Below are 20,593 nucleotides of genomic sequence, written 5' to 3'. Positions count from 1 at the left end.
TTACGGACGCAGTCTGTTTTTTTCCATGGCTTTTATAAGTGAGTTGAGCAGGAAAAACAGTGTTATTATTTCAACCGGCAGAAATACGATATTTTTTACAATTCTGGCACCTGCGGCAAGAAAAATGTTCTGGGACGGAAGAAAGCCTATCCACATGAGAACGGCGGTGTTGAGACACATATTTACAAACAGGTTTGAAACGCACTGGCCCGTAACGATGCGCCCCAAAGTGGGCTCTTTCCTGAACATTATGCATCCCACCAGTATTCCGCGCACCAGCTCTACAATAATAAGCTGCCATACCACGCCCTTGCCTGTCAAAAGTACTCCCAGCACATCTCCCGCAACACACATGGCGGCACAGGGCACGGGACCGTAAAACATACCGCATATCATAATGGGGATGAACAGAAAGTTGATTTTCAGTCCGTTTCCGATGTGTATTGAAAGAAACGGCTGATCCAACACGATTATAACAGCCGTAAGCATGGCGGTTATAACCAGCGAACGTGGATTTTTCAGTTTTGCAAGTGACTGAGCGAAAATATTGTTCTTCATATATCTGACCTTATGTAAGTTTATTTGTTCCGTTTTTAATGAAATACGAATCCATATAATAATTCATCATGTATTATATCATATTTTTTTGATATTGTAAATACAAAATTAAAAAAATGAAAAACAAAAAGGCGATGATGGTTACATCATCGCCTTTAGAACGAAGTTCAGTCGTTAAAACCTGTTGCGGCAAGAGCGGCAAGACCCTCAAGAGCCTCGTTTTCATCCGCACCGTCTGCGATTATCATAATTTTTGTACCCTTGGAAATGCCGAGAGAAAGTACACCCAGAAGACTCTTGGCGTTAGCACGGCGTTCGCCGCATTCTACCCACAAAGAGCTCTTGTAGGTATTTGCTTTCTGTATAAAATATGTGGCGGGTCTTGCGTGGAGACCTACACTGTTGGTAATGGTAATTTCCTTGGAAATCATAACTGCACACTCCTAATAATTGGATTTAAGCATATGGTTTGAGTAATAACCGACAGTCATTACATGATACTGATTCTGTATGATACTATATTATATCAAACTTTACAAATAAAATCAATAGCAATTTTTTAAAAAAAACATTTTTTTGCGAAAAAAACTTGTCGTTTTCACACAAAATATTAATTCTCAGCCGTTTTAACAGGCACGTACTTAACGTCCTCGACGGTGAACATGAAGGTTATGTCCTTAAGACGTGAATAAATGCTCTTTCCTGCGGCAATATGAGTGGTGCCGTCCAGCATACATCTGCCGTCGTCATCCGTTGTGCCCTTCACCTTCGCAATACCGATAACATCCATACGGTCAGGGATTACGGTTTTTACTATTTCACCTGTCGGAAGCTCGATATAAGCTTCTGCGGGACGTGTGTGGAATGAAATAATCTCTCCGACCTCTTTCTGGGTGGACTGGGAATAAAGCTTCGCGCCTTCTTCAAAATAAACCTCAGAGGTGTTTTTGATGGAGTTGATAATAAATTCGTATTCCAGCATGCCTTCTTCAAACTTTTCGTTAAAGCTGCCCGTAAAGCCGCTGCGCACCAAAACGCCGGCAACTATAACAAGCACTGTCAGTATGAGTACAACATCAATTATGTTAAATCTCTTTTTGCCTGTCATTATTTTTTACCTCCGTCCTTGTTTTCCATAAGCTTGAGCTCATTTTCCCAAGCGGAATTTTCTTGTTCGGAAAGAAGTCTGAGCTTTACGCAGTATCCGCTGGTAATGAAGTTGGGAGTGCTGAAATTGATATACGCGCCTACTGCCAAAGTGGTTCCGGAAACGGAATATTCGCCGTTTTCGTTTAATGAGTAAGGAGCGCGTATGGTTATTTCGGCACGCTGATGGTCGGGGTAAGGACTCATTGTCATAATACCGCCCTCGTTCATGTTGGTGGTGGCTATCATGGCGTCGGTGTAAAGTGCCTCGGTTACGTATCCTATGGAGGTGTGACGCACTGTTTCAATAACCGCATCCCCCACTTTTATATAGTCCTTGAATCTGTTCTTGACGGTGGGAAGCTCGATGGTAAAGTCAATGTACTTTGTACCGCCCTCACTGTCCTGAGCAGTGCCGGGGCGCAGGAATATAAATGCCGCCGCGGCAAGAGCGAGTATAACAACGGCTATGATTATAATGTCGATAATGTTAAGAGCTTTTTTCTTTTCGTTATTCATATCTTTCATACCCTTTCTTTATCTTTTTCGTTTTCAGCACATCTGAGTGCGCTTACGCAAAGTCCCATGACTATCCAGAACATTCCGAATACGCGGTAGTTGTACCAGACATAATCCGTAAGACCCTGAATCATCATACCGATAATACCGCACAGTGCCGCGGAGGAAATGAGAGTATATCCGCTTTTTTTGCCGTACTCCATGAGTGTGTGAGAGTTTTTGCGGATGAGTATGAATATTACTGCAAAAAAGGCAATCAGTGCAAAAAATCCCATTTCAATGGCTATCTGGAAGAAAAGCTGATGTGAGTGCGGCGCCGCTTCTATTCCGGCAAGGGAGTAGGAGGGGTAAACCTTGGAAAATGCGGTTGTTCCTATGCCTATACCGCCTGTGAAAAAGTCCTCAATCATTTTTACTGCCGCACGCCAGATAGAAACGCGGTAGGAGGTAGAGGAATCGCCCAGATTTCCGATGCTCATGAAGCGGGAAACTATGCTCTGGGGTAAAACAAAGGGCAGTATGGGAATTGAAAAGATGCCCAGAAGGTATACAACCAGCATTTTGCTTGTTTTTATCAGTAGGTATATCGCAATGGATATAAGGAACGCCAGCCATGCACCGCGCGACTGGGTATATACCAGCGCCATAAGTGCACAGGCGGTTATCACAAAGGTCATAAACCGTTCCTTATAGGTTTTTTGTGTAAACAGCAATGCCAACGAAAGGGGTATTGCCATAACAAGATATTCGCCGTAAACATTGGGATTCTGGAAGGTAGAGTAGATTCTTGTTCCGATGTCGCCGAACATGGTGGTGTCGTGCCAGGTGGTATTTGCCGCCATAAAGAATTTCTGATAAAGTCCGATAAGTGCGGTAACCAGCATGGAAAGTGAAAATGACTGCAGTATACGTACTGTCAGTGTGCGGTTGCGTATAAGGTTTGCCACCAGAAAATAGTTGAGCATCAGTGCCAGAAATACCGCCGCGGATTTCACACTGGTGGAAAAATCCACCGAAACCGTACCGCCGAAGAATATGAACACCATAAATACCAGCACTGCCATATCAATCGCCTCAAAGCGGAAGGTACGTTTGCCGCGTGCAACCTTTAAAATAAATGCCATGGTGCAGAATATTGTAAGTCCGCACATTGCCATGGTGGGCATAAAGGGCAACGAAAAAGCAATGAATACAATGCCGAATTCAGGCTTTGTGCCCATGAGATACAGCATAAGAAGTGCAATAACCGCACCAAAAATCATTATCGGGGGTACTATAAATGACATAAGCCCCAGCACCGCTCCCAAAAGAAAGCCCAGCGTTATACCGCGGTCGTTGACGGTATCAAAGCAGACTTCGTCACGGCGTACGCCGATGAAGGAACGCATTATACCGCCGATAAAAATACTTTCGTACAATGCCTGTCCCACAGGCTTTTTGCTGAGTGCCCATACAGCACCGATAAGCACGCATATGAGCGGGATTATCTGAGTGAAAATATCGATAGCTGTGTGAAAAATAAATATTTTCAGTGCATTTATGCCGATGCAAATCAAGCCGTAGGAAAACAAAAAGCTTCCGTAGGTACGCAGCCTTGCGGTGAGCAGCTTTTCTTTAAGCTGTCTGAACATACCGCGTATGATGCTTTGTTCCATTTTTCTGGAAAAAGCCTGCTTCATTTCCACCGTTTTTATACGGCTGACCTTGAAGCGCGAGAAAAATTGACCGATACGGCTGTCAGCATAGTTTTTTTCAAACGCCTTGTAGTTTGAAAAGAACTGTACTATGACGGAATCGGGAATGCGGGAATACAGATAATCCGCAAAGGTAATAAGCCACCCGATTATAAAGCTGTTTTTCAGCATGTCGGCAAGCTTTGTGCCTTTTTTCACTCTATCACTCCTTTTTAAGTAATCCTGTCAGTTTCAGTAATATAACGTATACTGCCGTTCCGCAGAGGAAAATCCCTGCGCCGGTAACAACATTCATTATCAGTCCGTCGTAAAACGGGTCTGGGGAAATAAGCTTATTCAGCAGGTGCATTGCGATATAGCTTACCGCGGCGCAGATAACAAGCTTAAAAAGCCTTACAAAGAAACCTGTATCAAACATACCTTTGAGCTTTATTGCCGCAAAGATTATAAGCACCGCCGCCGCACCGCAAAGACCCGAAGCAAAGGAAATTCCCAGAGCATACAGCCCCATATTAAGCTTTATAATCATAATATATGACGAAACTGCGTTCACGGCTATACCGCACAGTGCCGCCGTCATGGGAATATAAGGTGTCTTTTGTGCGTAGAACACGCGGTTCATAAGCTCTACTGCCGTAAATCCCAGCATTCCGGGAATAAGCGCTTTCAGTGCGCCCGTAACGTGCTGAGCCGCCAAAGCATCAAATTCACCGCGCTGATATATAATTGATACCGCCTGGGGCGCAACTACCGGCAAAGCCGTCATTACGGGAATTATTATCATGAATGAATAAAACAGGCTTTGCGACGCAGTTTTTACAAAGCCCTCACGGTCGTCTCCCGAAAGCCTTGAAAGTCTTGGAAAAATAAAGTTGCATACGCCGTAGGTGAGTATACCCACAATTATGGTGAAAAGGCTGTTGGCGTATTCAAAGGACGCCACCGCACCATCAAGCTCTACAAACGCCGCAAAATAAAGGCTTAAAAGTATGCTCACGGGAGTGAGCCATGCCCCCAGCATTATGGGGGGCGTCATTTTCAGTGCATTTATAAAGCTCTTGTTTTTAAAGTCGAAACAGGCAAAATATCTGAATTTGTTTTTCACCAGTGAGGGGATAAGGGTAATCAGCTGAACAATCCAACTGAATGTGTAACATACCGAAAGACCGACAATTCCGAAATATCTGTTGAAGAATATAAAGTACACTATGATAAGAAGATTGGAAAGAGCACTCACAAAGGCGGGGATGAGAAATTCATCCTTACTTTGAAGAACGCCCACCAACGTGTAGGTCGTGCCGATGAAAATAACCATGGGGAACATTATGCGAAGGGGAGTAACCGCCATATCGATAAGTGTGCTGTCAAGTCCTGCCGCGATAACACTGAGGATTTCGCGTGAAAATATCATTCCCAATATCGCAAGAACCGATGTTACGATAACTATGAAGTTGAGAAATACCGATGCGAAAATATCGCTTTCGCTTTTGCCGTCAGGTCGGTTTTTGTCCTTGCAGCTGTTATAGATGGGGATAAAACAGCCAAGCACCGCCGAACCCAGAAGTAAATCGAAAAAAGTCAGCGGTATGCGTGACGCCTCGGAAAACACTGTCGCTTCATGGGATATTCCGTAGGAATTCGCCATGAGAACGCTTCTGAGCATACCCAGCACCTTGGAAACGCACATGGCAAAAACCATCAGCGCCACTGTTTTTACGGCTCCTGATTTTTTATTGTTGTTCATTTTTCTTCCTTACTTTTTCTATGACCTTGAGTGTCTGTTTGTCGAAGCTTCCGTTTTCTATAAGGTCGGGGCGTACCGCCAGTGTTTTTTCCACCGCTTTTTCAAGTCTCCATGCGTCAATATTGGCATGATGCCCCGAATTGAGCACCTCCGGTACACACACACCATGAAATTCATATGGCCTTGTGTACTGAGGATATTCCAGAAGACCGCCTGCAATGCTTTCCTTTTCATAGCATTCCTTGTCCGCAAGCACTCCGTCGCAAAGACGCGCTACCGCGTCAACAACCACCGCCGCGGCAAGCTCACCGCCCGTCAGCACATAATCGCCGATGGAAATTTCTTCGTCCACAATTTCGTCGATGATTCTCTGGTCAACGCCCTCGTAATGACCGCAGAGAATGATTATGTTTTCATATTCCCTCAATTCCAGCGCCTTTTGGTGGTTGAAAACCTTGCCCTGAGGGGACATATACAAGGTACGCACGCTTTGCCTTTCACCCCGTACCGCCTTATAACAGTCATAAATGGGCTGAGGTCCCATAAGCATACCTTTTCCGCCTCCGTAGGGAGTGTCGTCCACTTTTCTGTGCTTGTCGGTGGAGTAGTCGCGTATGTTGTGGCTGTGAAGCTCAATAAGCCCCTGTGCCGCCGCACGCGCTATAATACTGTACGAAAAGATGCCGTCCGTCATTTCGGGGAACAGCGTCAGAATATCAAAGCGCATCAGTCCAGCAGTCCTTCCATAACATTGATGAATATACCTTTTTCAAGGTCTATTTCAGCCATAAATTCCTTTACCATAGGCACAAGGGCTTGCTTACCGCCGTCTCTTTCGATTTCCAGAATGTCGCCGGCACCGCGGTTGAATACATCCGTAACCTTTCCGACAGCCTCATTTGTTGCGGCATCGTACACCGTAAGCCCGATAAGGTCGGCAATAAAATAGGAATTTTCAGCCTTGGGAATGTCACTGCGCCTTGCAAAAAGCTCCTTGCCCTTGAAGCGCATTGCTTTCTCGATGGTGTCTGTTCCTTCAACGGTTATAAGCAAAAAATTGCCGTGAACACGCTTTGAAACCAATGTCAGCGCATTTTCGCCTTTGTCGTCGGTAAACACGGTTTTTACCTTTTTGAGTGCATCCGCACTGTCGCACCAGATGTCCATTTTCATTTCGCCTCTGACGCCGTGGGTGTTTATAATTCTTCCGACCGAAAGAAAGTCTTTGATAAAATCACATCCTATATATTTACATACACGGTTATTTTACTACAATTTTGCAAATATGTCAAGCATTATAATTATAATAAAACAAGAGACTGTGGTATCACAGTCTCTTGTCGGTACTATCTGAGTATTTCGTCAACCGAGTTGAATATGTAGTCGGGTTTCAATTCATCGGGCAGCTGTTCAATATCCTGCATGGTACCCTCACCGCTGAGTACCATAACTGCGGTAAATCCGTTTTTCTTGCCCAGTGCAATGTCGGTGTACAGACGGTCGCCCACCATGGCTATACTGTCGCGCTTGAGACCCGTCATTTCCTCCACCATTTCTATGGTCTCTGCATAAGGCTTGCCGAAGTAGCGGGGCTGTTTTCCCGTAGAGAGAGCCACCATGGCGCAGATTGCACCGCTGTCGGGTATAAAGCCGTCCTCGGTGGGACAGTTGATGTCAGGATGTGTGGAAAAGAATTCCGCACCGTTCATAATCTGTGTGCAGGCGTTTTCCACCTTTTCATATGTCATTGTGGTGTCGAAGCTTACCACAACAATGTCACATTTTTCACCTGTTCCCACAAGGTTTACACCCGCCTGTCTGAACTGACGTTCGCAGGCCGGTGTTCCCATAAGATATACCTTTTTTCCTGCGCGGTGATTATTGAGAAATGCCGCGGTGACATCGCCCGACGACACGATTTCGTCAATATTTGCGTTAAAACCCAGACGGTTGAGCTTTTCTATGTAAAGAGTCCTGTCCTTTGAGGCGTTGTTGGTGAAGTACATCACCTTTGCACCGCTTTTTTTGATACGCTCGATAAACTCGGGCGCGCCCTTTATTACCTTTTCGCCAAGATACAGTGTGCCGTCCATATCCAGCATGAACAGCTTTATGTCCTTAAGGTCAGTCATTTATGTCCTCCCACTTGCCGCTTTTGTCGGAATTAAGTGCGGCATCCATGATTCTGTTGATGTAAAGCCCGTGATAAATGGACGGAACGGATTGTATTCCATGTGAAACATCCGAAAGGTAGGTGTACATATTCTGCACGTGTCCTCTCAGCCAGCCTACGGGGGCTTTTACCGACGGGAATGTGGTGGCAGGCTCAACATAGCGTCCGACACACTCAATGGCAGTGTAGCCTCTCTCACCGCCAAAGGCGGCTTCCGGCTTGGTTGCATCGTAAAAATACAGATAGTTGGGGTCCATAAGACTGAATTTCAACGCACCCTTTTCACCGCGTATCTCGATGGATAATTCGTCGTTGGTGCCCTGGGCTATCTTACTGCCCTCAAAGCTTCCGACAGCACCGTTTTCCAGCTCGCACAGCATATAAAATGCTTCGTCTGCGTCGGTGCGCCATTCGCCTCCGTCTCTGCCTTTACGGACAGGGTAGGCAATCTGGCTTTTGCCGAAGATTTTCTTGGGCTTGCAGGTTTTGTCCGAGGCGGTGATGAATAAAAACAAATCAATGGCATGAGAGCCGATGTCAAACAGCACTCCGCCCCCGCTTTCGGCGGTTTGCTTCCAGGCGGCATTTTTCTGAAGATTGAGAACCGATGAATGGAGATATTCACTGCGGAAGGTCAGAATACGTCCCAGTCTGCCTTCGTCGGCAAGCTGTCTTGCACGCATTACAGCAGGAAGATGGCGGTTATTGAATACCACACGGTGCACAAGCTCGGGATGCTTGTCCAGAAGCTTTTCAATCTCGCGTGCCTCCTCCATATTTGTAACAACGGGCTTTTCGCACAGAATGTGCTTGCCGGCGTTAATCGCCTTGACAAGTGTTTCATAGTGACAGCAGTTGGGAGTGCATATATCAATAACGTCAATTTCCGGATCGTTGACCACATCGTCAAGACATGTGGTGTATTTTTTGAAACCGAAGGTCTCACAGAATTCCTTTGCCGCCTCCTCGCGTCGGGTATATACCGTGTGAAGCACGGGGACAAAGTCCATATTGTAATAAAAAGGCAGGTTTTTGATGGAATAAGTATGGGTTTTACCCATGAAACCGGTGCCCAGCACCGCAATATTGATGTTTTTCACGTTTTCCTCCGGATTTTTTTATATTTGCTATTGCTAAATGTATAAATGTTTGCTATAATAAAGAAAAATAAACATATTAATGCGAAAGGACTTCTTGAAAATGGTAGTTGCAGTTGTTAATGTATACGTTAAACCAGAGTGTATCGACGAATTTATAAAGGCTACTCTCAATAACCATAACGGCACAATAAAAGAAGAGGGCAACCTGCGTTTTGATGTGCTTCAGGCAAAGGATGACCCCTGTCACTTCACGCTTTATGAGGTGTTCAAATCCCCCGAAGCATCGGCAAAGCATAAGGAAACACAGCATTACCTTACCTGGCGCGACACTGTGGCGCCCCTCATGGCAAAGCCCCGTGAAGCAGTGGTGAATAATGTTGTCGCACCGCTTGACGAAAAGATGTTCAGCACCCTGTAATTATACATTAAAAACAAATAAATGTCAAGACTTCGTAAAAATAAGACGTTTGTTTTAACAGCCGTAAGCGCATTTTTGTGTGCTCTGCCATTCACCTTCCCTTCGCTTTTTATATTGACGTGGGTGGGGCTTGCTCCGTTTTTCGGTTGTCTTCTGCAGGATGATTTTTTTGAAAAAAACAAAAGAACCGCTTTTGGCAGTGGCTTCAAGTGGGGATTTTTGTATTGCCTTTTTATATATTACTGGTTTCTGCGGTTGTATCCGTTGGATTTTGCGGGGCTTACCCCCATACAGGCAGTGGGCGTTATTGCTGTGGCATGGCTGGGAATAAGCGCATTTCAGGCTTTGTTTTTCGGGCTGGGCACACTGGTATTCCGCATTATCGGTAAAAAAAGTCCGCTGATACTTGCACTTATTTTCACCCTTTGCGAATTAATGTGGCAGTTTGGCGAGTTCAGCCTGCCTTGGTGCAAAATAAGCATAACTCAGTATAAATTTCTGCCTGCCATACAGTCCGCTTCGCTTTTCGGAAACCTTTTTGTAAGCTTTCTTATATACGCCGTCAATGCCTTTATAGTCTGCGGATTAAAAAATAAACGGTATTTTGCCGCGGCGGCGGTACTGTTTTTCTCGAATATTCTGTATGGCAGTGTTATGATGAATATCCCCGTGAATTACACCCAAAAGGCGGAATTTGCACTTATTCAGGGAAATGTGGCTTCAAGCGAGAAGTGGGAATACAACTCGGCAAAAAAGAGCTTTGAAATGTTCCGTGGGCTTTCACTTGAGGCGGCAGACAGCCAAAACCCCGATTTTATAATATGGCCCGAAAGCGCCGTTCCCGTGGCGATGGAATCTTACTATAAAAAGGACTTTCTGCTGATTCCGAAACATACTGACAGCATTTTTCTGACGGGTGCATTCGGTTTTGAGGACGGCAAAAGCTCAAATTCACTTTTTGTGCTGGACAAAGACGGTGCGAGTGACACGGTGTATCATAAGCGACATCTTGTTCCCTTCGGCGAATATTTGCCTCTGCGCGGATTTTTTGAAAAATGCTTGCCCTTTGTAGCCGAAATAAATATGCTGTCCGACGACCTTTACAGAGGACGTGACAGCGCTGTTATGGAAACGGAATTCGGAAATATCGGCTCACTTATCTGCTTTGATTCCATATTTCCCGACCTTATGCGCGAAAGCGTCCGTGACGGTGCACAGCTTGTTGTCCTGATAACCAACGATTCATGGTATTTCGATTCCCCCGCCGTGAGCCAGCACGCCGCACAGGCGGTGTTCCGCAGTGTGGAAAACCGCAGGAGCATTGCAAGATGCGCCAATACGGGAATTTCCATGCTGATTGACCCGCACGGCAGAATAATACAGTCGTTGGGTGCACTCAGAAAAGGATATGTTTCGGGCGAGCTTGGCTTTACCGACACCAACACATTGTACACATACATCGGCGATGTACTTTGGTATGCCGCCGCTTTGTATATAATAATTCTTATGATACGGAGATTTTTAAAATGGAAATCAAAACCTTTCAACTGAGAGAAGATAACCCCGATGTACGCCTGGTGGTGTACATAAACGCAATGTTTCCCACACTTTCAATACAAAAGCGCCCCATGATGCTGGTTATCCCCGGCGGCGGCTATCATTGCTGTTCCGAGAGAGAAGCTGAGCCTATTGCCCGCGCTTATATGGCACACGGCTATAACGCGGCGGTGCTGTATTACAGCCTTTCAAAAAACGCCGTCAATAAAAATCCCCTTGAGGATGCCTGCCGTGCCATGACCATTCTGCGCCGTAATGCAGAGGAATGGAATACCGACCCCGACAGAATAGCGGCTATCGGCTTTTCCGCGGGCGGACATCTGACAGGCTGGCTGGGCACTATGTGGCATGATGAGGAAATATCACAGAGAGTGGGCTTAAAATACCGTGAGGAAGCCCGCCCCAACGCCATAGTTCTTTGCTACCCCGTAATAACCTCGGGTGAAAAGGCACATAAGGGCAGCTTTTATAATATTCTGGGCACTCAGACCCCGAGTGAAGAACAGCTTGAACTGTATTCGCTGGAAAAGAGGGTAACCGATGAAACACCCCCTGCATTTCTGTGGCATACCGCTTCCGATACCTGTGTTCCGGTGGAAAACTCGCTTTACATGGCGGCGGCGCTGTCAGCACATAAAATCCCCTTTGAGCTTCATGTTTTTCCAAATGGTCCTCACGGAATGGGTCTTGCCAACGACGAGGTAATGGCAGAGGCAAATCCATATGTTATGCGTTGGCACGAGCTTTCGGTAAAGTGGCTTAATAAAACCTTTAATAACACTTTATAAGGAGTTGTTATGAAAATATCAGATATTATACCTTCTGCCAGAGCGCAGGCATATTTTAACCGCATCGGCTTTAATTTTGACCGTAATATGAGCGAAAAAGACTTTTTTAACGGCTTACAATATGCTCATGTAACCACTGTGCCGTATGAAAACCTTGATATACTCAATCACATCCCGCTCAAGCTTGACCCCGACAGCCTTTACGAAAAAATTGTGGTGAACCGCCGTGGCGGGTATTGCTTTGAGCTTAACGGACTTTTCGGCTGGCTTTTAAAGGACCTGGGCTTTGAGGTGCACGACTATTTCGGACGCTATCTGCGCGGCGAAAGCGACACTCCTATGCGCCGTCACCGTGTGCTCAAGGTAGTGGGCGAGGAAAACACATATATATGCGATGTAGGTATAGCGAATCTGGCTCCGCGCCATCCTTTGCTATTCACTTACGGAGAAATTCAGGAGCAGTTCGGCGAAAGCTACCGCATTGAAAATGAGCCTTTCTTCGGAAATGTGGTGTATCTTAAGCACAACAGCGATAAATGGGAAAGATTCTTTTCCTTTACCGAGGAGGAACAGCTTGACAAGGATTATGTCTATGCAAGCTATTACCTTGAAAATGCACCCGATTCCATATTCAATGTGAAGGAAATGGTAGCAATAAAGACCCCTAACGGAAGAAAGGTAATAGACGGCAAAATGTTCCGTATATATGACGAAAAAAACATGGATATTCCCGTCGCTTCCCCCGAAATGATGAGGGACCTTCTGGAAATACATTATGGCATCAAGCTGTAACGCCTGCCCGCGCAGGTGCGGCGTTGCCAGACCAAACGGTTACTGCGGAGCGGGTGAGCAAATAAAAATCTCCCACTACATGAGGCATATGTGGGAGGAACCGTTCATAAGCGGAAAAAACGGCTCGGGAGCAGTGTTTTTTTCGGGCTGCAATCTGGGCTGTGTGTTTTGCCAGAACTACAAAATAAGCACTCTCTGCGACGGTAAAACCGTGACAGAAACCGAATTGCAGGAGATTTTTGACACTTTGTGCAGTCAGGGCGTGCATAATATAAACCTTGTTACCCCGTCCCACTATATTGAACAGATAAGCGCCGTACTCAGAAATAAAAAGCCTGCCGTACCCGTGGTATATAACTGCTCGGGCTACGAGGGTGATTTAAAGCTGATGGAGGGTGTTTGCGATATTTATCTTGCCGACCTTAAATACGGCGACAATGCGGTTGCCGGAAAATACAGCGCGGTAAATGACTATGTGGAGGTGTGCAAAGCCTCACTTGAGGAAATGTACCGTCAGACGGGTGATTATGTAATTGAGAACGGCATAATGCAAAAGGGACTTGTTGTACGGCATCTTGTATTGCCGGGAAATATTGACAATTCACTTGATGCCGTTGATATTTTCGCTTCGTTTTCAAAAGGCAAAAAGGTAAAATTCAGTATTATGAGCCAGTACATCCCGTCGGGCAGAGCATGCGATTTTCCCGAAATAAACCGAAGGCTTACCGCTGAGGAATACGACCGTGTAGTGCGGTATGTTTATAAGAGGGGAATAACAGACTGTCTTGTTCAGGACATAAGCTCAGCTGATGAGAGCTTTGTTCCCGATTTCAGATAAGCAAAGAATATTTACAAATAAGGAGAAAAATATGAAATTCAACAGCACATCCTATATACAGGAGTTGATAGACAGCGCCTCCGTCACAGGCGGAGAAGCGGTTATTCCACAGGGTGTTTATGTATGCGGAACGATTTTTCTTAAGGATAATGTAATACTTAATCTGCAAAAAGGAGCTGTTATATTGGGAAGCACGGACCCTGATGACTATTCCGAAAATGTTGATATTTTTTATGACGGCTGCGGTTTGCCCAGAGGAAAAGCACTTATATATGCCGACGGAGTAAAGAACGTAAGAATTTATGGCGGCGGAACTGTAAACGGACGGGGTGCACAGCACAAATATGACACACGTCCCTTTCTTGTAAGATTGAAAAATTGTTCGGATGTGCAAATCGACGGCATTTTTCTGCAGGACGGTGCGGCATGGAATCTGCACATTATGGATTGTGACAGAGTGAGTATAAATAAGGTTACAATAAAAAGCCATGCCAATCACAACAATGACGGTATCGACATTGATGCTTCACGCGATGTTACCGTTTCAGATTGCCTGATAGATACGGGTGACGATGCTGTCTGTCTCAAAGCCACGGTAGATAAGCCCTGCCGTAATATAACCGTCAGGGGATGCACACTTTCCAGTAAAGCGGCGGCGATAAAAATGGGCACAGAGTCGGTGGGCGACTTTGAAAATGTGGAAATTGCCGATATTTTCGTTCACGATACCTACGGATGTGCCGTTAAGATTGTTCCTGTCGACGGTGCAAACGTTAAAGACGTCAATATACGGAATATAAGAGTGGAAAATACCGTTGGCCCCATTTTTATAGCAAACGGCGAAAGAATGCGCGGATATCACAATATGCCTCCGAGAAAAACGGCAGGCTGTATTGACGGCGTCAGCATATGCACAGTTACCGGCAACTGTATAACCCCGATAAACAAAAACACTTTAAGCTGTATATGCATCAGCGGAACAGTGAAAAATCCCGTCAGGAATATATCACTTTCGGATATAGAGCTGGAAATGCCGGGCGGTGCTGAAAGCTATGAGCCGTTTGAAATACCCGAAATGGGCGATAACTATCCCGAGTATTACAGCTTCGGAATACTTCCCGCCTGGGGACTGTATACAAGACATACCGAAAACCTGACGGTTGAAGATATAACGCTCACTCAAAAAGCACACGATGTAAGACCAATGATACGAAACGACTGAAATAAAGGCTGTACCTTTTTGGTACAGCCTTCAGACTTTCGAGAAAGACGTGATACCGCGACGGAAATAAAATATATTTCAAAAAGACGAAAATAAATCGAAAAAAAATTAACAGCAGGTGATACATCGAATATCACCTGCTGTTTGCCGCTTCAAGCCTTACCGTACCTTTGTACGCCGACAGACTTGAATAGGCAAAATATCCCTGTCTTTTAGAAAGTCTTTACTATTATTATTCCGAGTCTGCAGGTACAATGATGTGTTCGTAAACATACTCTTTAAGCTGTGCGGAAGCTTGGGAGGAATTATATATCTGAACTGCCACATCGTAAACCGACAAAGGCGTGTCACACTGTCCGTAAAGCGTGGTGCCGTGGGACGTTGCGTAGGGAATAAACACGAATTTTTCTTTGTACTTATCAGACGGTATTGACGTTATACACACGGTGTAATATACCTTTGACGGTGTGCGTTCAAATATATTTACCGCAGGCACAACTGCCGCATTATTTGTATCCTTGGTAAGACTTGATTCAAGTATTGACTGAGGAATTACAATGCTTCCGAAGCCCTCGCCTGTGTCGGCACTGCTTTGGGGCTTTGTGAGAGTGTCAAAATAATCTGTTGGTATTGAGAACAGAAATCTTAACCCTTGTGTGCCCGCACTGCGTATCTGTGCGCCCTCGTAGGCTAAGGGTGATTCGCACACTGTTTTTATCTTGTATACCTCATACACATATTCCCTGTTGTAAACAGTAATATCGAATTCGCTGTAATTAAAGGCGTAATCCTTGTATCTTTCCTTGGTGGTGAAGCCGTATTGTCCGTTCGGGTCGTATTGATACAGCGCCTTTGCCGCCGCCTCGGTAAGGGCGACTGCATCGCCGAGACGTACTCCGTTTGTAAGGAATGAGGTATGGTCACTGCCTTTTGCACCTCTCAGGTCTCGGGAATATCCGTTGAGGTACACCTGCGTTTGGCTGATGTATGGGTAATCCGCGTCATTTTTAAACGTCCAGCCCAGTTTTATATCCTCAGGCTTTGTACCGAAGGGGAGAGTTATCGTAAATGTCTTCTGAGTACATCCGTTGTTGGTGATATTGCCATTTTCGACATTCAGAGCCGCTCCGTTTCCGTCTGTTGCCTTAAGCTCAAAATCCCAGTTATCAAAATCCTTGCTGCCGTTATGGGTGATATTGGCTTTTACACTGTCAAAATATGTACTGATGTCATTTTCGTTCTGGAAAAAGGCGATTTCGTAGATAAAATACTCGGCATTTTCACCCGGACGTACACCGTTGGGGATATCCAGACGTATCTTGAAAATCTTTCCGGGAACGGGGTCTGTGTCGGTATCAGGGTCATTCCACTTGAGCCAGCCCATTTTTATACTGTTGTCTGCCGCATCCAGTGTAGTGTTAAGAACACCGCTTTTGAGTGTGTAGCCCGACACATTCTGATTAAAGTACACCTGCATGCTTTTGTTGTAGGTACGGGACACGGCATTGCCGTATTTGTCATATTGAGGAACCCTGTACATTACTGCGAAATACGGATAATCAATCATTTCAAGGCTCTTGTCCTCGATAATCAGCTGATTGTCGTGATATGAGCCCCAGCTTGCTTTTTGGGTGGGGAACTCCGGAACTTTTACTCTGAGTGCATTTTCTGCCGAGTCGTAGGCAATGTATATGTTCTTGGCGCTTTCCGATGTGTTTAATTGCTTTACGGCATCAACACTGTCAAGGCGGTAGCTTATCATTTTACCGCCGTTTGGCAGGGTTACCGGTGCGGGGGTGTCCGCAACCTTTTCAAATTTGTATTCACCGCTTCTGTCCAGCCTGTAAAGATAAGCAAATCCATATTCGTATTCCACCGAATCAATTGTTTCACTAACACTGCGTGCACCGTAAAAATAGTCGTTGCCCAGTGAAATCATACCCACATCAAATGGATTATTTCCCATGCATATCTTACATTCATGACCTGTTGCACCGTAGATTTTGGAGTTGTGGCGCGACATACTGCCATTTGAGCAGATGCATTTGAGACTCATGTGCCAGCCCTGCTCCCGCTCGCCAGTGTTGCCGTCGCCGTCGCCGTCTTCATAGTCGGTGTAAACATCGGCGGTAGCATGAGCCGCCGATTTTGTGATAAAGCCGTCAGAATCTGCCGTGACGCTTTGACCCACTTCCACCTCATCCATGAATAAGGGAACCGAGCCGTCAATAACATAACGGTTACCTGACGGAAATTCCGTACCCTCAGGGCGCGGGTAGCATTCCATCCATATGTCGCCTGTGTCCTTGTCAAATTCAAGACACTGTATTCCGTAGGTTTGATTTCCGGTGTAGCAGAACAATTTGTGCTTGTAGAAATATCCCTGCTCCTCGGTGTCTGTAATAAGGCGTGTTTCGTTAAATGGCAAAAGATTGTTTTCTGTTATATCTTTGGTGTCGAACACCATAAGCACCATATTTTCGTTGTCATAGCGCTTTGCGTTGCCGTAAGGTCCGAAGCTTACGAACATGTACGTACTGTTGTCGGGGATATCCGTATCACCGTCGCCGTCGCTGTCATAGCCCTTGCCGGGCAGAGTGCCGAAGGTTATGCCGTCAATGGAGCTTGCTCCGTATCGGTGCCCCATGGATGTGGTGGCAAAGGTGGCTTCTCCCGCTTCCAGCGTATTGAGTATGTCGCGGCGCGCCTGTGGGAGATAAAGAGCATACATTACACCCTCGTCGGTGTAATTCACCTCGCCGTTTATCTTGTCGCAGTCGAAAACGGCTATATACCACTGTTTTTCCTTGGTGTAGCCCAACGAACCGTAAACTTTGCCGTCATGGTATGCAAGACAGCCCAGATGCGCACCCTGAGTAAGACTTCCGGGTTTTAAACCCTTTACCGTACCTACCACGCGGTTGGTGTGCATATCAATTTTTACAAGAAGATTGGTAAAGGACATGTACATGTATCTGCCCTCGTCATCGCAGGTGATACCCTGAAGATGGTCAGCGCCGTAGGATGAGTAGTCGGAGGACCATGCGCCGCCGTTTATGGTGTATTTGCTGTTTTTAAGCACATGTTCATAGGTAGGAACGTTTTTTTGTATTATCTTCACCTTGTATACCTCGTGAACATATTCACGTGCATAAAGGGTGAGGTCAAATTCATTACAGTTGAATCTGTAATCTGCGTAGTCTGTTTTTACGTAATCGGGTACGGTGTCGTTCAGGTTTTTTGCCGCCGCCTCGGTAAGCTTTACCGCATCTCCCAGACGGGAGCCGTTGGTCAGAAAAGAGTTATAGTCCGAGCCGGAAGCACCCCTCAGATCGCGGGAATAACCGTTTATGTACACCTGCTCGGTAACATTTACGGTGTAGTCGCTGTCCTTTGTAAATACCCAGCCGAGATATAAATCCTCCGGCTTTACGGTTGAGGGTACGGTTATTGTAAAGGTTTTTTGGGTGTAGGTCTTGCCGCCTGCGGTGATACTTTGTGTGCCTTTTTCCGCTGTATAGACGGTTCCTTGTTCATCTGTTGCGCCAAATTCAAAGCTCCAGTTGTCATAAGCTGTGGTTCCGCCGGTTGAAAGTGTGCTTTTAACGCTTTCAAAGTATGCATTTATGTCGCTTTCACTTTTGAAAAAGGAGACCTCGTAAATATACAGCTCTGCATTTTCGGTGTGGTATACACCGTTTGGAAAATCCATGCGTATGCTGGACACCTTGCCTTTGTTGGCGGATGTGTCGTTTTGCGGGTCATTCCATTTGAACCAGCCTATCTTAATACTGTTGTCCGATTCGTCAAACTTTGTTGTCAGATTTCCCGCACTCTGCGGATGGTCTGTTTTACCCTGGTTTATGTTAACATACATATCAGAAGAGTAGCAGTTTATTTTTTTGCCGTATATGTCATACTCGGGTACCTGATAAATTACTGCTATATACGGGTAATCAATAAGCTCCAGAGCCTTGTCCTTTATTATAATCTGATTGTCGTGAGCCTTTTTAACAGGCTTTTCGGGCACATTGCACCGCATTGCGTTGTGCGCCGAATCGTAGGCTATATACAGTGTGTTGGCAGAGGAATCGCTTACCTCGTTGACAGCGGCGGGATTGTCAAATCTGAAGCCCACCTTGTCAATTTGTATCTGTGCGGCGGCATACAGTGTAAACATAACAGATATAATCACCACTGTGAGCAAAAACATTCCCGCTTTTGAAAACTTGTTTTTCAGCATTTTATATACATCCTTTCGTATGTTTTCAGATTCTTCAACAATACTCATTGTATGTATATATTATAACATAGCACCCGATGAAAAACGTCTGTTGGTTTTTACATAAAAGTACCCGATGTTTACTTTTTCAAAAACGAATAAAAACGGACTGTCTCATTAAACAAAACAATGCATATAAATTACAAATTGCAGGGGCTGATGCCCGCATCAGCCCGATTTCGGTCAGATGAAGGCATCGCCCCTGCATATTTAATATTTAAGCAGATAAGTCGTTTAATGAAGCAGCCCTGATTTTATTCACCGGACTTTGCAATAACAATAAGCCTTTTAGGACCGGTCCGGTTGTAGCAGGTGGAAAGGGTTATAAGTCTGTCGCCGAAGGCGGGGGGATTATTGGAGAAGTGTATCGAACGGCTTTTGATATCGGATATTCTTTTGTCAAACTCTCTTTCGTCACGTGCTTGAGTAAAGGCGTACCAGCTGTCGGTGTCGTCAATTACCGCAACGCAGAATATCTCGTATATGACCGACCCGTTTGCCGTTTGGTATTCAATACAGCGGTTTAAATCAAAGAAACTCTTGTTTTGGTAGTTCAAAAGCCCTGCAAACATGGTTCCGTTGAGCATGTTGTGACCGAATATTATAAGATTTGTACTGCTTTCGGTGCAGGTCTCAAAAATGTACGGAACGCCCGATACACTGTACTTTCCGCTGAAATTTCTGCGAAAGTATTTATTTGGCTCATCCGGTGTGTGCATGACGGGGTAGTCTATTTTTGTACCCGGAACGGTTATCCAGCCTGCACAGTCCTTGTTCATATCGAATAATGGCTGGAGATTTAATTTGTCAGTTTGTTGTGTGTTATCTGTGTTTGAAGCGCTTGAAGCGGTATTATTCGGCTGATTGGTGTCTGCCGACGGTTCATAACCGTTTTCAAGTGTGACCTTGGGCAAAGGAGCTTTCACAAGATGCGATAACTTTTCAAAAGCAATAATGTCATTGTTGCGGCTTTTGATATTCAATCCTATAAGTATAAGTGAAGCTATGAATATAATGATAAAGATTATCAGCAGGATAATAAGTGTTTTTTTCATAAAACCCCTTTATTTCAGAAAAAGCCTTTCGTTAAGCGCAGAAATTTTTAAATCACCGCGCTCGGGAAAGGCTTTTCTTAATGCATAGATATTTTATTCCGACGAACTGTCGCCCGAGGATGAGCTGTCACCTGAGGACGAACTGTCACCCGACGATGAACTGTCACCCGATGATGAACTGTCACCCGATGATGAACTGTCACCCGATGATGAACTGTCGCTCGAGGACGAACTGTCACCCGATGATGAACTGTCACTCGATGATGAGTTGTTGTCCTCTGAAGGTTTGAGCGTAATACCGCCACCCGACGGCTTAACTATTATCTTATCCGAAACAGTATTGCTTGACTGTTCGGAAGAGGTTTGCTGTGTATCGTTGGTTGATTGACTGCCTGATTCTGTTCGGGAGTGGGTGTCATCGCCCGACTGTGCATCCGAATCAGGCTCGGAATTATCATCTGAATTATCACCTGATTGTTCATTTGAAACAGGCTCGGAATTATCATCCGAGTTATCGCCCGATTGTTCATCCGAACTGGGTTCGGCATTATCATTCGAATTATCACCCGATTGTGCATCCGAAACAGGCTCGGAATTATCATCCGAGTTATCGCCCGATTGTTCATCCGAACTGGGTTCGGCATTATCATTCGAATTATCACCCGATTGTGCATCCGAAACAGGCTCGGAATTATCATCCGAGTTAT

20 protein-coding genes (1 of these 20 running past the window's edge) are annotated in these 20,593 nt (G+C 45.3%); 6 read left to right on the top strand and 14 right to left on the bottom strand.

The window, feature by feature from the left end:
* The 10 genes from E7588_05985 to E7588_05940 form a co-directional block, all read right to left on the bottom strand.
* A complete protein-coding gene (locus E7588_05985) occupies positions 1–558 on the bottom strand; it encodes a folate family ECF transporter S component (protein MBE6688811.1) in 558 nt (185 codons plus the stop codon).
* A 167-nt stretch (positions 559–725) separates the two neighbouring features.
* The gene (locus E7588_05980; protein ID MBE6688810.1) at positions 726–989 is read right to left on the bottom strand and encodes an HPr family phosphocarrier protein; all 264 of its coding nucleotides are present in this window, start codon (positions 987–989) and stop codon (positions 726–728) included.
* 179 nt (positions 990–1,168) lie between these two features.
* On the bottom strand, positions 1,169–1,666 hold the full coding sequence (locus E7588_05975) for a DUF4330 family protein (protein ID MBE6688809.1): 498 nt from the start codon (positions 1,664–1,666) through the stop codon (positions 1,169–1,171).
* Positions 1,666–2,232: a DUF4330 family protein gene (locus E7588_05970; protein ID MBE6688808.1), complete on the bottom strand. Its 567-nt coding sequence runs from the start codon at positions 2,230–2,232 to the stop codon at positions 1,666–1,668. The genes E7588_05975 and E7588_05970 overlap by 1 nt, the downstream gene beginning before the upstream one ends.
* The gene (locus tag E7588_05965; protein MBE6688807.1) at positions 2,229–4,115 is read right to left on the bottom strand and encodes a hypothetical protein; all 1,887 of its coding nucleotides are present in this window, start codon (positions 4,113–4,115) and stop codon (positions 2,229–2,231) included. Before E7588_05965 ends, E7588_05970 begins: the two co-directional genes overlap by 4 nt.
* Positions 4,116–4,119: 4 nt before the next feature.
* A complete protein-coding gene (murJ, locus tag E7588_05960) occupies positions 4,120–5,661 on the bottom strand; it encodes a murein biosynthesis integral membrane protein MurJ (GenBank protein ID MBE6688806.1) in 1,542 nt (513 codons plus the stop codon).
* Entirely contained in the window at positions 5,648–6,388 is a 741-nt protein-coding gene (trmD, locus tag E7588_05955; GenBank protein MBE6688805.1) for a tRNA (guanosine(37)-N1)-methyltransferase TrmD, read from the bottom strand. The genes murJ and trmD overlap by 14 nt, the downstream gene beginning before the upstream one ends.
* Complete coding sequence (rimM, locus tag E7588_05950) at positions 6,388–6,834, bottom strand: 16S rRNA processing protein RimM (GenBank protein MBE6688804.1); 447 nt, start codon at positions 6,832–6,834, stop codon at positions 6,388–6,390. The genes trmD and rimM overlap by 1 nt, the downstream gene beginning before the upstream one ends.
* A 173-nt stretch (positions 6,835–7,007) precedes the next feature.
* On the bottom strand, positions 7,008–7,793 hold the full coding sequence (locus tag E7588_05945) for an HAD-IIA family hydrolase (GenBank protein ID MBE6688803.1): 786 nt from the start codon (positions 7,791–7,793) through the stop codon (positions 7,008–7,010).
* Positions 7,786–8,934 (bottom strand): Gfo/Idh/MocA family oxidoreductase, encoded by a 1,149-nt coding sequence (locus tag E7588_05940; GenBank protein MBE6688802.1) that lies wholly within the window; start codon positions 8,932–8,934, stop codon positions 7,786–7,788. Before E7588_05940 ends, E7588_05945 begins: the two co-directional genes overlap by 8 nt.
* A gap of 100 nt (positions 8,935–9,034) precedes the next feature.
* Between E7588_05940 and E7588_05935 the strand changes: the two genes are divergently transcribed.
* Genes E7588_05935 through E7588_05910 form a run of 6 tightly spaced genes read left to right on the top strand, consistent with a single transcriptional unit; the run spans position 9,035 to position 14,549 of the window.
* Positions 9,035–9,352, top strand: coding sequence for an antibiotic biosynthesis monooxygenase (locus E7588_05935; GenBank protein MBE6688801.1), 318 nt, complete (start codon positions 9,035–9,037; stop codon positions 9,350–9,352).
* Positions 9,353–9,373: 21 nt separating this feature from the next.
* Positions 9,374–10,903, top strand: coding sequence for an apolipoprotein N-acyltransferase (gene lnt, locus E7588_05930; protein MBE6688800.1), 1,530 nt, complete (start codon positions 9,374–9,376; stop codon positions 10,901–10,903).
* Positions 10,879–11,697, top strand: a complete 819-nt coding sequence (locus E7588_05925) for an alpha/beta hydrolase (protein ID MBE6688799.1) — start codon at positions 10,879–10,881, stop codon at positions 11,695–11,697. Before lnt ends, E7588_05925 begins: the two co-directional genes overlap by 25 nt.
* Positions 11,698–11,706: 9 nt before the next feature.
* Positions 11,707–12,489, top strand: a complete 783-nt coding sequence (locus E7588_05920) for an arylamine N-acetyltransferase (protein ID MBE6688798.1) — start codon at positions 11,707–11,709, stop codon at positions 12,487–12,489.
* Positions 12,473–13,327 (top strand): radical SAM protein, encoded by an 855-nt coding sequence (locus E7588_05915; protein ID MBE6688797.1) that lies wholly within the window; start codon positions 12,473–12,475, stop codon positions 13,325–13,327. The genes E7588_05920 and E7588_05915 overlap by 17 nt, the downstream gene beginning before the upstream one ends.
* Positions 13,299–14,549, top strand: coding sequence for a hypothetical protein (locus E7588_05910; protein MBE6688796.1), 1,251 nt, complete (start codon positions 13,299–13,301; stop codon positions 14,547–14,549). Before E7588_05915 ends, E7588_05910 begins: the two co-directional genes overlap by 29 nt.
* 232 nt (positions 14,550–14,781) lie before the next feature.
* On the opposite strand, the gene E7588_05905 is transcribed toward E7588_05910, so the two are convergent.
* The 4 genes from E7588_05905 to E7588_05890 all read right to left on the bottom strand — a co-directional run.
* Positions 14,782–18,792, bottom strand: coding sequence for a hypothetical protein (locus E7588_05905; protein MBE6688795.1), 4,011 nt, complete (start codon positions 18,790–18,792; stop codon positions 14,782–14,784).
* Between the two features lie 293 nt (positions 18,793–19,085).
* Positions 19,086–19,886, bottom strand: a complete 801-nt coding sequence (locus tag E7588_05900; GenBank protein ID MBE6688794.1) for a class B sortase — start codon at positions 19,884–19,886, stop codon at positions 19,086–19,088.
* A gap of 77 nt (positions 19,887–19,963) precedes the next feature.
* Positions 19,964–20,191 (bottom strand): hypothetical protein, encoded by a 228-nt coding sequence (locus E7588_05895; protein MBE6688793.1) that lies wholly within the window; start codon positions 20,189–20,191, stop codon positions 19,964–19,966.
* A 15-nt stretch (positions 20,192–20,206) separates the two neighbouring features.
* Positions 20,207–20,593, bottom strand: the final stretch of a protein-coding gene (locus tag E7588_05890) for a hypothetical protein (protein ID MBE6688792.1). The gene runs 1,239 nt beyond the window's last position; only the last 387 of its 1,626 coding nucleotides appear in the window; its start codon lies off the right edge, out of view; its stop codon occupies positions 20,207–20,209.

The organism is Oscillospiraceae bacterium (assembly GCA_015065085.1).
Lineage (GTDB): Bacteria > Bacillota > Clostridia > Oscillospirales > SIG627 > SIG627.
The sequence above is the reverse complement of the archived record's forward strand: the minus strand, read 5'-3'. Positions and strand labels throughout refer to the sequence as shown.